This is a genomic window from Promicromonospora sp. MS192 (assembly GCF_049532985.1).
GTDB lineage: Bacteria > Actinomycetota > Actinomycetes > Actinomycetales > Cellulomonadaceae > Promicromonospora.
Genome location: NZ_CP186693.1, coordinates 3,177,480 through 3,190,381 on the forward strand (window position 1 = coordinate 3,177,480; position 12,902 = coordinate 3,190,381).

A 12,902-nucleotide genomic window follows, 5' to 3' on the forward strand; every position below is an offset into this window, starting at 1 on the left:
GGCAAGCGATGGTCAGACCCGCTCGTGATAGCGACGCTGAACCGACTTGGCAGTGGAACCTTCCTCCCAGGTGAGCGTCCATTCGCCGGTGTTCACCGTGAAGTTGCGTCCGAAACCGAGCCAGCGCCCACTCATGCGCCGGCGGCTCGGCTCGATCACGAGCTGCAAAGCCCCGTGGTAGGTCGCACCCCGGTAATACCCGTCGGGCGCAGTCGTCTCGGTCCAGCTTCCCGTGGCGACGGGCGGGTCCAAGGCGAGCTCGATCCGGACGCGGGATCCGGTCGAGTGCGGCAGGCTCTGCGCGATGAGCTTGTTCGCGCTCTGCCGTGCCACAAGGTAGTGCTCGTCGACCAGATCCGTCTCTGCCCTGGCGCTGCGATACACGTACCGGCTGTGCCAGATGCCTTCGAAGTCGGCCGATGGCAGCGGGTGCGGGCTTATGGCCGCCTCGGACGGTGCCTGCCCGGTCAGCTCGGGTGAGGCCACGGCGAGGGAAAGCCCGGCACTGAGCTTGAGCAGGAGCGCGCGGCGTTCTTCCGGACCGCCCAGCCGGCGTGACCACTCGGTCGCCAGGCGCGCGATCTCCCCCATGTCTGCGTGCTCCAGCAGCACTGCCAATTCTTCAGCGGCCTCGTCGCCGGCATCACCGCCGCTCGACAGCGCGGCCACCTGGGAGGCATCCAACCCCGCCGGATCGCCGAAGGCTTGGTCCCGTGATCGGAAGTCCGCACCGTCAGCGAGCAGGTCGGCCACGCTGCACTCGTACAGCTCTGCGAGGCGTGCCAGTACATCCAGCGACGGTGCGTGACCTGTGCGGCTGGGCCACAGTTCCCAGTACGAGAAGTTCTTGTCCGTCTTGGGGTCGTCGGGCCAGCGCTGGTTCCAGCGGTCGGCGGCGTCCCGCTGGCTCCAGTCGCGTGCCATCCGCAGTCCGGCGCGGAGGTTGACGTGATACCGCTCGCCGAACACGGTCGCGACCTGGACCCAGGTCTTGTGCTCAGCGCGCAGGGCCGTGGCGAGATCTCGCTGCTCCTGTCGGACGCTCCTCACCCTCATGCGCGGGGCCCTTTCGTTAGGTGTGGCTCCCACCGAACACGCTCCGGCGGCCCACCGCAAGACATCCTGGTTGAACGGGGAGAGTTGGTAAGGCATGTTCACCGGGCTACGGGGTGTCTTGAGGCTCTGACCTGCGGTTTCGTAAAGGCACTGGATATCGCCAGTCCCGCGTCGATTCCGCAGCCCGCCAAGGGAGCACTTCCGATGGCCCACACCCCAGCAAGCCCCCCACGCACAAGGCCAGTAGCACCACACGAGGCCGCTGCCGTCGTGTCCCGGCACATGGTCGCACTGGATATCGACGGAACCCTCGTTGGCCATGACGGGAGGGTGCCGACCGGGACGGTCGCGGCGCTGGACCTGGTCCGTGCGGCGGGGCATGAGGTGGTGCTGGCGACGGGCCGGTCTCTGGTGGGGCTGCGGTCCGTCGCCACGCAGCTGGGCTTGATCGACGGCTTCGCGGTGTGCTCGAACGGTGCTCTCACGGTGCGCCTGGACTCGGCGGTCGCCTCCGGCTATGTGATCCAGCATGCTCGGCGGTTCGACCCTGCACCCGTCATCCACCGCGCCCTCGGCCTTGCGCCCGGCGTCCGGATCGGGGTCGAGGACGTCGGCTGGGGCTGGCACGTGTCCGAGCCGTTCGAGCCCGGGCTGCTGAACGGCGAGCAGAAACTCGTTCCCGTCGTGGACCTGTGCGTGATGCCGGCGACACGGATCGCGCTGCACGCGCCCGGCATTCGCCAGCACGTCGAGGCCCTGGCCGCTACAGGTGTGACGGTGATTCCGGGCGGACAGGACTGGTTGGACCTGACCGCGCCGGGCACCGGAAAGGCCCCCGCCCTGGAACACCTCCGCACACAGCTCGGCATCGGGTCCGAAGCAACGGTTGCGGTCGGCGACGGGCACAACGACCTCGACATGCTCGCCTGGGCGCGCCGTGGTGTCGCGATGGGGCACGCCTCCGAAGAGGTGCGACAGGCGGCGGACGAGGTCACCGGCACCATCGACCAGCACGGAGCCATCGCGGTTCTAAATTCCCTGCTTCCCGACGACATCCAGACAGACGCGCTCTCACCGCTCGCCGGACAACTCGCCATGGCTGCTCGCACGACGCCCGGTCCCCTGGTCCTGCGGGTCTGGCACGAGCACCACTCAGAGATTGCCCGCTGCGACACCTGGGCCCTTCGTGACGGCTACTGGGGGCGGCACAGCCCGATCCCCTCCGGCACGGGGGCGACGATGCGCGCGACCGAACTCGCCGCTCGCGAAGCAGGTCTCGCCTACCCACGCAGCGACATCGGCCGACGTCGGGCGCACTGGCGCAGCGTGCGCGACCACCGAGGCCGGGCCGGATTCGAGCTGCCCCTCTACCCACGGCTCGATGCACCGGACTCCACAGCCGCCTCCAGCATCCCTGACCCGGCGCGTATCGCCACCGGTCGGTCTGCCGAGTGAACCGGCCGCGCCGCCTTGGCCTGCGGCCCCACGGTTGTCCGGGATCTACCCGGGCTCGATGAGAGGAGAGATAGCGATGGAGAGCAACGCGAACACCACGGCGGCGATGGCGGCCGAGCCTACGGCACAGGAAGTGATCGACCTCGGTGACGTCGTCACGCTCACCGAGGGCAGCAAGAAGAAGAAGGGCACCGAGGACAAGCGGTACACCTACCGCTGATCCCAGCGGTGGTGACCCGGCGACTCCGTCGGGCCACCACCGGCTCGTTACCGGCAAGCATGGCCAGAGAGAGCAGAGGGGGACGCAGATGTATTGGCTCGCGGGATCGTGCGGCACCGAAGGTATTCGCCGTCCGGCGGGTGGTGTGCCCGTCGACGGCGCGCTGAACCTCTGGCAGGTCGGTAACCCACCCAGAGCGTGGGTCCGCACCGCGAACGCACCGGCGCGGCGTCTCGTGGTCATCGGGACGTGCGGAGCCAGCAACGACGAGCTGAACCGGCTCGCTTCATCGGGTGTCCCTAACGACATCGTCCTGCGGTGGCCGGGCGCGTACGCCGTCGTCGAGCAGACTGACACTGCCACCACCATCTGGACGGACCTGGCGTCCTCCGTCCCGGTCTACACCACGCCGCTCGACGGCACCGTGTACTGGGCAACCACGGCACGTGGCCTAGCCGGGCTGACCGGCGCCGCCGTGAACACCGAACGTCTCGCCGTGGAGCTGCTCGCGCCGAGCAGCCCGCTTCTGGCCGGCAACACCACCTACTTCGAGGGGATCGATCTGGTACCGCCCGGTCATCGGATGCGGATCACGCAGACCAGTACTGCGGCGGCTCGCGTGTGGTGGCCGAGTACAACACCGCAAGATGCTCCGGAGTCGTTGCGGGCAGAACTCGATGCGGCGGTCAGGGTCCGGGTGGATGACGCCACATCACCATCCTCGGACCTGTCGGGCGGTCTCGACTCCAGCACGCTCACGCTCCTTGCTGCGCACCGGCTCAGCCCGGATCGGTCCGTGGCTGCGTTCACCGTCCACGCACCGTACGACCACCCAGCGGGCGACCTGCGCTACGCCCTCGACGCAGCCCAACGGCCCGGCGTCGCACACCATCTCCTGCCGCTCAAGGCCACGCATCTCCCCTACGGCGGCTTGGACGCGATACCGGCTACCGACGAACCAGCACCGTCGACGCGTGCCTACGCGCGCTTCGCCTACCAACTGACCGCCATGGCTGATCGAGTGGGCACCGACGCACACCTGACGGGTGACGGCGGGGACTCGTTGCTGTGCGCGCCGGACGCGTGGATCGCGGACCTCATCGCAGCCCACAGGTACAGGGAGGCGTCCGCCGAGGTACTTCGCCTCGCCCGTGCTCGCCGCTGCTCACCACGTCGAATACTGCGTGACGCAGTGGGCCTTTTGAGCAGCGATCCCACGCACGCTCTGGCCACCTGGGCGCGTCTCGCGCGCGGACAAGGGACAACGAGCAGACTCCGCAGCTCCGCCGCTCAATGGCTGCCGCTACCTGACGAACGGGGTTGGGTCACCGACGCAGGCCGACAGCAGGCTGCCGTGCAAGCCGACCGGGCGGCCGAGTCGGCCTCGTCCGCGCCGAAGGGCCAGCGTGCGGTGTGGGACGTCGTCGAGCAGATGGCCGAGGTCGGACGGACCGCTCACGCCGAAACCCAGCTCGCTGCAGGGTCTGGCGTCCGCTTGCACAACCCGTTCGCGGATTCCCGTGTCATCCATGGCTACCTGTCCGCCGTCGTAGGACAGATGCCGAGCCCGGCCGCGTACAAGCCGGTACTCCGAGCGGAGATGAGCGGAATCCTGCCGACCTCACTGCTGGCACGAACCACCAAAGGCGTCTACACGCCCGACTACCACCTCGGGCTGCGCACCCATCTGAACGAGCTCGCCAGCATCGCCGACGGCCATCTCGCTGAGCGCGGTCTGATCGACCCCGCGCGCTTGGTCAACGCCATGCAGCGTGCCGCCGCGGGAGTCAGCAACGGGCTCTGGCTCCTGGACGCCGCGATCGTCTGCGAGACCTGGCTACGAACCCACCGATCCACCCCGCTCCCTGTCTGGGAGAAGGTCGACGACCACGCCAGATTGGAGAGGCTGACGACATGAGGTCCTCACCCACCACCACAGACGTCCGGGTCTGTGTGTTCGACGGCGTGTCCATCCGACTCGACTACGCGACCGGCCGCGTCACCGCTGCGACCGGTGCCGCAGCCGAAGCGTGGACACAGACGCCTGGGGCCATCCATGGAACCCGCTGGGGTCTGTCGTTCGGGATCGAGGAAGCCGACCTCGAACCGGGCCACACCTCTCGACCCACTGTCCGCCACGGTCTCACTGCGGTAGCAGCGCTCGCCGCCACGCTCGCGGTCCGATCGATCGGCTCAAGAAACCGGTCGATGGCGCGGCTGACGCGCTTGGCGACCGGTGCTACCGGCTTCACCACCACGCCATCGACGGTCAGCGAGGCCGAGCAGGTGGTGTCCGCCGTTCGCTGGGCTTCGAACTGGGTACCGTTCCGGGTCGCGTGTCTTGAGGAGTCCATCGCCGCCGTGCTGGTCCTGGCAGCACGGCGAAGAGCGGTGACGTGGTGCCACGGCGTTGCGCCCGACCCGGTGCAGTTCCACGCTTGGATCCAGATTGACGGCTCCCCCGTGGCGGAACCCTCCACCACGAGCCGCTACACCGTCCTACGCATTATCCCCTGAACACGTGGAGATCGCCATCAACGACACCGCCATCCCCGACCTGTGGCTGACCCACGACGGCGTCGGCATCGGCCCACTCCGCGCCGACCTCGCCGAGACCTACTGGCGCTGGGAGAACTCCCTCCCCGTCATGGCCGGCTACGCCCGCCAGACCCCCGAATCCCTCACCGAACGCACCGCCGGCCTCGAAGCCCAGCTCGAAGGCAGCGCCGACCAGACCCGCTTCACCATCTACCGCCATCACGACAACACCTGGGCACCAGTCGGGATGACATCCCTGCTCATCGACGACCGCTACCGCACCGCCGAGTTCTTCATCTACATCGGCGAACCCGACCACCGCGGGCACGGCACCGGCACTATCGCTACCACGATGGTTCTGGACTGGGCCTTCCACGTCACCGCGCTGCGCAGCGTCTACCTCGAAGTCCTCGCGAACAACACCGCCGCCATCCGCGCGTACGAGAAGGCTGGGTTTCGGACGGTCGGCACCCGACGGCGCACCGGCTCCTGGCTCGGCCAGCCCGCCGACGAAGTCATCATGGACGCCATCCCGGAGGAGTACGCCGGACCACGACTGGTCGAAGCCGCAGTCCTCGGCGCGCGGCCGCCCCAAGGTTGACGGGTTCGTCCGACAGACACGAGCGCCATGCGGTGCGAACTGGTAGTCGGCTGGCCGCGCCACCGAGCAAACACTCCCCAAAACCACTGCGATACCTGGGACGGCCCCTAATCGCCGCATCGCCATGACCTGCGACGGCGCGGCCGTCCCGCGCTAGCGTGTGCGCATGCCACGGAGACCCGCCGATCTGATAAGCAGCTGGCTGCGAGGAGTCACAACTTGGCTGAGTCGCGAACCCGGAGTCTGGCTCGTTATCGCCGGGGCATGTGGCTCTGCACTGGTTGCAGGCACACTGCCAGAACTACTCAAACTCTTTCCAGGCGGAAATATCACCCTCGCCGTGATCGCAATTCTGGGACTCCTCGTTCTCACGATAGCCTGGACTGCATTAAATGTTCGCACTCGTTTTGGCGTCGTCATCTTCCTTAGCACGACACCGGACGATCTCGCACAGAACCTGAGGATGCAGGGGTTCGTCGACCGACATAGGGACAAGCATCTCAAACTGTTCTATGTCAACGGCAACTACCTCGCACCTACGGCCGATCGCGACGCGCGCATAACACTCGCGCAGCGAGTCATGCAAGAGCGACTCTCCGAGGAATCTGCTTGGCAAGTCGGTTCTATCGATTTCTACCTAAGGTGCGATTTCCCTAGTGCGTATCAATTAGCGCGGGTCACGCTTGGCCGGGGAGACGATAACGCGATGCCCTTCGGCGGCCTGGGCCGCATTCGAATCCACCAGTTCGACCACGGCTCTACGACGCTCGAGGACGACGTAATCGAGTTGACTCATCACCGCTGGGTACTCCAGCCCGCGACCTCCCCAGCGCCCCAAGGGGTCAGAGTGACGGGATACCAGCCCATAGGGAAGCCCAGGCTAGAACTTCAGAACCGATGTGCGATCGTGGTGAACCTCTTCGGTGATCCAGCTTCTATCGCCAAGGCCAGACGTGCCGCCAACGGCGGAGACCCCTCGACGGGCTACGTAGTCGAGGACCGCGATCGCTGTGGCGGCGAGATCCTGATCGAAGCATCATTGAACACAGAACCCGCCGTTTCTCATCAAGCCATAGTCGCCGCCGTGGTGAACGAATGGGAGAAGTTTGTCAAGTCTCGAGACGACGCCAGCCGTGCACAAGGCCGGCTCTTTGTCCATGGGCCGGTGGCCATTGTATTTGCCCTCGGTGCGCTCTTGCCCAACTCGGTAGAACTGGTACCTTATGTCCCACGATGATCTACAGCAAGTATTCATCCTTGTCGACGGAGACAACATCGGAGCGCGGCTGGAGCATGCCATCTGGCTCGACGACCCGGCGGAATATGTTCGACGGTCAAACGAACTGACTTCGTTCTTCGAGCGCATGGGAACTGAGTTAACTAACACTGGGATATCAGTCCTCGCGATCGGCGGCGACTCCGTCCTGGCCGAGTGCTCCACCTCAGACATCCCCAGTGTTCTTGAGGTGCTCGACAAGATGCGCGCGCGACATGACGTCGATTTCTCGGGAGGATTGGGCCGAACTCTTTCCCAGGCGCAAACTGCTCTCCGAATTGCGAAAACATCTGGCAAGGCAAGAATCCATATCGATCCGCACCTAATTTGAGGTACAGAACGCCCGACCGCGCTTCGGGCACGCAAGTGGTCCATCAAGCGTCCTTACGACGCCCTTCCACAGGCCTGCCGTTCGCCTTCGATCCGGCAGCCGATGTCGCCATCCGACGTGAGGCCACGCTGTCTCGCTGCCAGTCACCCGATCATTGCGTCCAGACTCCCGCTGGCCACGACAGACGTTCGCCGATGTAGTTCGCTCGGGCTCACATCCGACTCCTCAAGGTGGCCTGCCGTTCGTGATGCGACCGGCTGGACGGGCCCTTATTGGCCCTAACTTCCGCCAATCTGGCCCTAGTTAGGGCCAATAAGGGCCAGTCCCGACCCCACACGAACCCACTCCAGCATTACAATAGGACCAGGTCAGCGGCCATTTTCGGCCGGTTGGCCCGCATCATCCGATCGCCATCCGACAAGGCTTCCAAACTAATTACGCGGGTTCGATTCCCGTCGCCCGCTCAGAGCGCGGAAGCCCAGGTCAGAGAGTGTTTCTGGCTTGGGCTTCGTGCGTTCCGAGGGCTGGAAGCAGTGCTGCGTGGGCCCTAATGGGCCCTAAGACCTCGTTTCAGAATGGTCGGTGTGTCCGCTATGCCTGACCTGCGGGTTTGGGGCAGGCTCCGGGCTCGTGATCGAGGATTTGGTGCCTGACCTGCTGTGGGAGCAGGTCGCTCCGTTGCTGCCTGTGCCGAGACCGCGTCCGTACCGGTATCACGGGCGGCGGCGGGCCGATGACCGGGCAGCGCTGGCCGGGATCGTGTTCGTGCTGCGGCACGGGGTCGGCTGGCGGCAGGTCCCGAAGGACTCGCTGGGCGGCTCGGGGGTGACCCGCTGGCGCAGGCTGGCCGAGTGGACCGAGGCCGGGGTGTGGCCGGCGCTGCACGAGGCGGTGCTGGCCCAGATGCGCCGCGAAGGCCTGTTGGGGGCCTGACCACACGACTGCCTGGCCGGTCAACGCCACAGCCCTGGCCCATCGGGACGATCCGATTTCTTACGATCCTGAAGGATTTGCCCGTCCGGGCGGCGTCTGCCTTAAGTTCGGCAAGTCGGCTGTGCGGGGCGAAACGGCGGCAGGCGGGCATGGAAGGCCTGATGCGCCCGCGCTGCTGTCGTTGGGTGGGTGCTGACCCATTCCGGCATACCCGAGGCCCATTCAGTCGATCACGCTTGCCGGAGGTCAGTCCGACCCTCAGCTGCACTCCGGGAAACGACGTCACGGAAGCGGGAACATATGTGGAGCTGGGTCCTCTGGACGATCGTCAGCCTGGTCGCACTGGTGCTGAGCGTGGCCCTCGCGCTCGTGCTCACCATGCGCACCAAGCACCCGCGGGCCCTCGTCGTCGTCCGCGGGTTCAACCGGCGGCTGAACAACCCCCGGGCACTGCGCCGGGCCGGCCGGCCCGGCGCGGAGCTCAGCGTGCTCCGGCACGTGGGACGGAGCTCGGGCAAGCCCTACGAGACGCCCATCGGGGTGTACCCGCTGGAGGAGGGCTATCTCGTCAACCTGTCGTACGGGCAGGAGACGGACTGGCTGCGCAACCTCCGCGCGGCGGGCACTGCGGAACTGGTGGTCGACGGCCAGTCGCACCAGGTATCGGCCGCGCGTGTCATCGGGCTGACCGAGGCGACGCCCCACCTGTTCCCGAGGCACACCTTTCTCGTGCGCCTCCTCGGCGTCACCGAGTTCCTCGTGCTGCAGCGCGTCCCGGTAACGTCGAGCGACAGCCGGTGAGGACATGAGGGCCGTCGTCCGGGACGTCCACGCCGTGGTGATCGCTACCGATGCGTGGCTCCCAGCCCCGAGGCCGTCCCGGTCGACCAGGGCGACGGCAGACTCGAGCACTCGGGCCGTGTGAGGGCACCCCGTGGTCCACTGAGACTGGAAACCAACCCGTAGGGCAGGTCAATGTCACCCGTTCCTGGGGCAGTCCCACGGAGCTGGGACGGGATGATGGTCCTCCCGATCGGTACCACGCTGGACGGTTCGTACCAGTCGTACGCGACCCGCGGACCAGGCCCTCCACGATGCAGCTCGCCGCGCTCCAGTATGCGATGGCGGGACCTGCTGTTTACTCTTCAGGGGCCAAGGCATGCTCGTTCGAGTATCAGGGGGTAGCGATGAGAACACGGAAAAGGGCATTTGGTGTGTCGGCGATGGTGGTCGCGCTCGCGACCGCAACGACGCTGCTCACCGCCGCACCGGCATCGGCATGGACGCGACTCGCGGGCAAGTGCGAGGGCGTGCAGGTCGACCGCTGCCTGTCGATCCGGCAGAACTCGAACGGCACGGTCTACGCACGGGCCACGGTCACGGACGACCAGGCGTTGTCGGCGAACTACAGCGTCGAGATCTACTGGGTCTCGATGAAATTCACCGACCCTTCGGGTAATGGGTATGTGACGGTGAGGCCTGGAAGCGGTGGGCTCGAAACCGTGGACGACGTCGAGGCGACAGTTGCCGAGCCCGTACGGTGCGGTTCGACCGTGACGGCCAATGCAGCGTACCGGTGGGTCGGACCGTCCAGCGGCAGCGGTGAGCTTCAGATCCGGACGACCGTACGCTGCTGAGGCGGACGACCGCGCCTCCCCGCGGACCGAACGGACGAACGAACGGACTGACGGACGGGAGCCAGGACCTGCCGCATGGCGGCCAGCCATGCCTCGCGTGCGGGGCCGGGTGGGGGCGGTGGCGACGTCGACCGCGACCGACGAGCCCGTTCGGGTCTGCTCGTCGGCGAGCTGTTCCCCCACCCCGACGGCGTGTGCCGCGAGCTGGCGTTCACCGGCGGCACCATCACCGTGGTCGCCCACGACCTGACGGCGGGCCGGCAAGGCAAGACCGGGCCGAAGCCCTGACGATCCGCAACCCGAAACGAACGGGCCGCCAGACGACAAGAACTAACCCGCACCCACCGCCGCCGTCGACCCCCGCACCACAAGCTGCGTCGCAAGCTGAACATGGTGCGAGTCCACCCGCTCCCCCCGCACCTGCTGGAGCACGGTCCGGAGCGCGACCCGCCCCATGTCCTTGATGGGCTGGCGCACCGTCGTGAGCGGCGGCGCGGACGACACGGCCATGTAGGTGTCGTCGAACCCGACGACGGACAGGTCCTCCGGCACCCGCAGCCCACGCCGCCGCGCGGCCTCGAAGACCCCGAGGGCAGACGCGTCGCACCCCGCGAAGATCGCCGTGGGCGGCTCGGGCTCGGCGAGGAGCTGGGCGGCCATCTCGAGGCCGGCCGCAACGCTGAACTCCTGCTCGAGGATCAGCGCGGGATCGACCGGCGCTCCGACGGCGCTCATTGCGCTGAGGTAGCCCTGCAGCCGTTCGCGGGAGGCCATCGAGCCCGGATGACCCCCGGCGAACGCGATCCGCCGGTGCCCGAGGTCCAGCAGGTGCCGGGTCGCCTGCATGCCGCCGGTGAAGTTCGTGGACCCCACCGAGACCACCTCGTCGTCGAGCGGGTCGATGGGGTCGATCAGCACGACGCTGAGCCCGAGCGCGCGCATCAGGTCCCGCTGGTCGGCGGTGAGCTCCAGGGTCACGAGGATCACGCCCGTGCTGCCGTGCGCCGCCAGGCGACGGGTCCAGGCCGGGGAGAGCGGACCGTCGTCGTCCCCGAGCTCCGGGTCGGTGAGGTCGACGAGCACCTCGACCCGCTGGTCGTGCGCCGCCGCGAGGATCCCCTCCAGCACGTGCATCGCGTAGAGGTTCACGAGGGTGTGGAAGACGACGTTCACCTTCTGCAGCGGTGCGCGCTCACGGGGTCCGGTCGTGGGGACGTAGCCGAGCTCGTCGATCGCCTGCTGCACCCGGCGGCGCGTCTCGGTGGAGATGTTCGGCCGGCGGTTGAGCACCTTCGAGGCCGTCGCCTTCGAGACGCCGGCTGCGCGGGCGACCTGTTCCAGCGTGGGGCGTGCAGCGGTCACGGGGGCCTCCTCGGGCGATGGCACGCCCTAGGGTACGCGAAGGAAAAAGTTTCGCCATGCTGAGCGACCTTCGACGGGGTGAAGTCTTGACAGTGTCCGATCAGCCTCCCTACGGTCGAGAACGTTTTTGAAACAGTCGAAACTATTTCAGAACGGTCGACGACGCTGTCGGCAGGAGAGGACTCGGACAATGAGGCTGAGGATCGGACGACGCACGGGTGCCGTGGTGGCGGTCGTGACCGCGGCGGCTGTGCTGGCGGCGTGCGGAGGTGGCAGGCAGCCCGGCGGGGCCCCTCAGGGCGGAGCGAGCGCGTGGGCTCTGACCGGAGAGAGCGGCGACGTGCTCGGCGCCCGGTTCGACGCGTGGAACGAGGCGAACCCGGACGAGCAGTTCGCCGTCGAGTACTTCGCCAACGACGCCTACAAGGAGAAGATCCGCACCGCCGTCGGCGCGGGGAACGCGCCGACCCTCATCTACTCGTGGGCCGGCGGCACCCTGGAGGACTACGTCGCGAACGGCAACGTCGTCGACCTGGGCGACAGCACGGCGCGGCTGGAGGAGGAGCTCATCCCCTCGGTCGCCGCCAACGGCCAGGTCGACGGCACGTCGTACGCCGTCCCCACCACGCACAGCCAGCCGGTCGTCCTGTACTACAACCAGGAGGTCCTGGACGCCGCCGGCGTCGAGGTCCCGACCACCTACGGCGATCTGCTGGACGCCGTGGGCACGCTCCAGGACGACGACGTGATCCCGATCGCGCTGGCGGGCCAGAGCGTGTGGCCCGAGCTGATGTGGATCCAGTACCTGACCGACCGCATCGGCGGCCCGGACGTCTTCCAGGCCGTCCTCGACGGCGAGGAGGGCGCGTGGTCGGACCCGGCGATCGTCGAGGCCACGACCAAGATCCGCGAGCTGGTCGACGCCGGCGCGTTCGGCGACACGTTCGGGTCGGTCAACGCCGACCAGAACGGCGACACCGCCCTGGTCCAGACCGGCAAGGCGGCGTTCATCCTGCAGGGCAGCTGGGTCTACCCGGACTTCGCCGCGGGCGCCCCGGAGCTCGTCGAGTCCGGCGGGCTCGGCTACACGTCGTTCCCGCTCGTCGACGGCGGCGCCGGCGACCCGGCCAACATCGTGGGCAACCCGTCGAACTTCTGGTCGGTGTCCGCCGACGCCTCGGAGGAGGCGCAGGCGACGGCGAAGAAGTTCATCGAGACCGAGGTGCTGAACGACGCCGCGGTCGACGACCTCCTCGCCATCGGCACCGTGCCGCCGATCGTCGGCATCGAGGACAAGATCGCCGAGCAGGACGACGCCGACTACCTGTCGTTCGTCTACGGCCTGGTCAGCGACGCGCCGCACTTCCAGCTCTCCTGGGACCAGGCGCTGCCGCCCGCCCAGTCGCAGGCGCTGCTGGACAACCTGAGCCAGCTCTTCCTCGGGCAGATCGACCCGCAGCAGTTCTCCGACGCCATGGACGCGACGCTGTGAC

General features: G+C 67.4%; 13 protein-coding genes and 1 pseudogene. 12 read left to right on the forward strand and 2 right to left on the reverse strand.

Going from position 1 to position 12,902, the window contains the following annotated elements; genetic code table 11:
- Positions 1-12: 12 nt before the first annotated feature.
- Positions 13-1,056: a helix-turn-helix domain-containing protein gene (locus tag ACO229_RS14265; protein ID WP_423461869.1), complete on the reverse strand. Its 1,044-nt coding sequence runs from the start codon at positions 1,054-1,056 to the stop codon at positions 13-15.
- Between the two features lie 282 nt (positions 1,057-1,338).
- On the opposite strand from ACO229_RS14265, the gene ACO229_RS14270 reads away from it, so the two are divergent.
- The 11 genes and pseudogenes from ACO229_RS14270 (at position 1,339) to ACO229_RS14320 (ending at position 10,335) form a co-directional block, all read left to right on the forward strand.
- Complete coding sequence (locus ACO229_RS14270; RefSeq protein ID WP_423461870.1) at positions 1,339-2,511, forward strand: HAD family hydrolase; 1,173 nt, start codon at positions 1,339-1,341, stop codon at positions 2,509-2,511.
- Between the two features lie 76 nt (positions 2,512-2,587).
- A complete protein-coding gene (locus ACO229_RS14275; RefSeq protein WP_423461871.1) occupies positions 2,588-2,731 on the forward strand; it encodes an albusnodin family lasso peptide in 144 nt (47 codons plus the stop codon).
- Positions 2,732-2,819: 88 nt separating this feature from the next.
- The gene (locus tag ACO229_RS14280; RefSeq protein ID WP_423461872.1) at positions 2,820-4,649 is read left to right on the forward strand and encodes an albusnodin/ikarugamycin family macrolactam cyclase; all 1,830 of its coding nucleotides are present in this window, start codon (positions 2,820-2,822) and stop codon (positions 4,647-4,649) included.
- Complete coding sequence (locus ACO229_RS14285; RefSeq protein WP_423461873.1) at positions 4,646-5,248, forward strand: lasso peptide biosynthesis B2 protein; 603 nt, start codon at positions 4,646-4,648, stop codon at positions 5,246-5,248. Before ACO229_RS14280 ends, ACO229_RS14285 begins: the two co-directional genes overlap by 4 nt.
- Positions 5,249-5,252: 4 nt before the next feature.
- The gene (locus ACO229_RS14290; RefSeq protein WP_423461874.1) at positions 5,253-5,870 is read left to right on the forward strand and encodes a GNAT family N-acetyltransferase; all 618 of its coding nucleotides are present in this window, start codon (positions 5,253-5,255) and stop codon (positions 5,868-5,870) included.
- A 340-nt stretch (positions 5,871-6,210) separates the two neighbouring features.
- Complete coding sequence (locus ACO229_RS14295) at positions 6,211-7,107, forward strand: hypothetical protein (protein ID WP_423461875.1); 897 nt, start codon at positions 6,211-6,213, stop codon at positions 7,105-7,107.
- Positions 7,094-7,477, forward strand: a complete 384-nt coding sequence (locus tag ACO229_RS14300; protein WP_423461876.1) for a GTP cyclohydrolase IIa — start codon at positions 7,094-7,096, stop codon at positions 7,475-7,477. Before ACO229_RS14295 ends, ACO229_RS14300 begins: the two co-directional genes overlap by 14 nt.
- 630 nt (positions 7,478-8,107) lie before the next feature.
- Positions 8,108-8,401, forward strand: a pseudogene (locus ACO229_RS14305) (transposase); the annotation flags it as partial.
- 309 nt (positions 8,402-8,710) lie between these two features.
- Positions 8,711-9,211, forward strand: a complete 501-nt coding sequence (locus tag ACO229_RS14310; protein WP_423461877.1) for a nitroreductase family deazaflavin-dependent oxidoreductase — start codon at positions 8,711-8,713, stop codon at positions 9,209-9,211.
- Between the two features lie 422 nt (positions 9,212-9,633).
- Complete coding sequence (locus tag ACO229_RS14315) at positions 9,634-10,047, forward strand: hypothetical protein (protein ID WP_397409849.1); 414 nt, start codon at positions 9,634-9,636, stop codon at positions 10,045-10,047.
- A 75-nt stretch (positions 10,048-10,122) separates the two neighbouring features.
- Complete coding sequence (locus ACO229_RS14320; protein WP_423461878.1) at positions 10,123-10,335, forward strand: hypothetical protein; 213 nt, start codon at positions 10,123-10,125, stop codon at positions 10,333-10,335.
- 42 nt (positions 10,336-10,377) lie between these two features.
- Here the strand turns inward: ACO229_RS14320 and ACO229_RS14325 are convergent, their stop codons facing one another.
- The gene (locus tag ACO229_RS14325; RefSeq protein WP_397429957.1) at positions 10,378-11,409 is read right to left on the reverse strand and encodes a LacI family DNA-binding transcriptional regulator; all 1,032 of its coding nucleotides are present in this window, start codon (positions 11,407-11,409) and stop codon (positions 10,378-10,380) included.
- Positions 11,410-11,599: 190 nt separating this feature from the next.
- Between ACO229_RS14325 and ACO229_RS14330 the strand changes: the two genes are divergently transcribed.
- The gene (locus ACO229_RS14330) at positions 11,600-12,901 is read left to right on the forward strand and encodes an extracellular solute-binding protein (RefSeq protein ID WP_423461879.1); all 1,302 of its coding nucleotides are present in this window, start codon (positions 11,600-11,602) and stop codon (positions 12,899-12,901) included.
- The last annotated feature ends 1 nt before the right edge of the window (position 12,902 follow it).